Origin of the sequence: Burkholderia sp. BCC1996 (assembly GCF_905339955.1) — a bacterium.
Taxonomy (GTDB): domain Bacteria; phylum Pseudomonadota; class Gammaproteobacteria; order Burkholderiales; family Burkholderiaceae; genus Burkholderia.
On sequence record NZ_CAJPHM010000074.1, the window covers coordinates 1 to 1,628 of the forward strand.

At 69.5% G+C, this 1,628-nt stretch carries 1 protein-coding gene; it reads left to right on the forward strand.

Translation table 11 applies throughout. The annotated features are described in order from the left end of the window. Positions 1-394 precede the first annotated feature (394 nt). Positions 395-1,628, forward strand: a 1,234-nt coding sequence (locus U4Z64_RS37215; RefSeq protein ID WP_321804523.1) for an ROK family transcriptional regulator, incomplete at its 3' end; no start/stop codon positions are given.

Genomic DNA, 1,628 nt, shown 5'->3' on the forward strand with positions numbered 1-1,628 from the left:
TCGGCTTTTAGCCGGCCTTTTTTCATTTCCGGCGCCGAATCGATACCAGGTTCACGCAGCGCCCAATACCGTCGCCGGTGACGCGCATGACGCGCCATCCTTCCTTCGCCACCTGCGCATCAGGACAAATCGCCCCCCCGGCTTGCGCGACGAGACAGTCCGGCCGGCGATCCGCCGAGAGCGCGCGCCGGCCGCGATCCATCGCGCGAATTCGACATCGCCGGTCCCGCTGCACGCCGCGGTGGCCACCCGCCCGCGACAACCCAGACCCCTCCTTCGTCCCGGAACAAAACCGGGATTTCCCTAGGCTGACATGCCAGCGCTCACGCGGTTAAATAAATCAACATGATTTATTTAATGCGTCGACGTTCGACGCAACATGGAAGGAGACGCCATGCGAAGCCCGCACTTCGGTCAGGGCAGCAATTCGGCCAACGTGCGCCGTTACAACGAGCGCCTGCTGCTGAAGACGCTGCGCCGCGTGGGCAGCGCGTCGAAGGCCGACCTCGCGCGTCTCGCGAACATGACGAGCGCGGCTGTCGGCGGCATCATCGCGTCGCTCGCCGACGCGAAGCTGATCGAATCCGCCGGCCGCACCGAGGGCCAGCGCGGCCAGCCGGCGTCGCTGATCCGCCTCGATCCGCGCGGCGCGTTCGGCATCGGCGTCCATCTCGACCGGATGCGCATCGAGACGGCGCTCGTCAATTTCGCGGGCGACGTGCTCGGCCGCCGCTCCCACGACTGCCTGCTCCCCCCGCCCGCCGACGTGCTCGACATCGTGCGGCGCGACATCGATGCGATGCAGGACCTGCTCCCCACGCATGAGCGCGCGCGCCTGACGGGTGTCGGCGTCGCCCAGCCGTACAACCTCGGCGCGTGGATGCGCGAACTCGGCCTCGCACCCGACACGTTCCGCGCGTGGGAAGACGTCGACTTCGCGAGCGACCTCGGGCGCACGCTGTCGCTGCCCGTGTTCGGCGAAAACGACGGCAACGCGGCCGCGATCGCCGAACTGTTCTACGGGTACGGCCGGCAGTGCGACGATTTCGTGTACCTGTTCATCGGTCCCGCGATCGGCGGCGGCATCGCGATCGACGGCGACTGCCTGCGCGGCGTGACCGGCAATGCCGGCGACATCGCCGTGATTCCGGTGCCGCCGAGCCGGCTGGCGTCCGCGCCGCCGCCCCGCGGCCCGTGGGACATCCTGCTCGCCCGCGCATCGCTGCACGCGCTCGTGCGCCACCTGCGCCATCACGGCGAGACGGTCGAGAACCGCGCCGATCTCGAGGCCTGTATCGCGCGTGGCCTGCCGGCGGTCGACGAATGGATCGACGACTGTGTCGACGCGCTCGCGCCGGCATTGCGTGCGGTGCTGTGCGTCGTCGATGCGCCGGTGGTCGTGCTCGACGCCGATACCGACGCCGGCCTGCTCGATGCGGTGACGACCCGCCTGCGCGCGGCGCTCGTCGCCACCGCGCCGGAAGCGCGCGGCACGCCGACGCTCGTGCGCGGCTCGTTCGGCGCCGACGCCGGTGCGATCGGTGCCGCGACACTGCCGATGTTCTTCAACTTCTCTCCACGGGCCGGCATCCTCAAGGGTGCCCGCACCGAATCGCAGGAGGTCAACC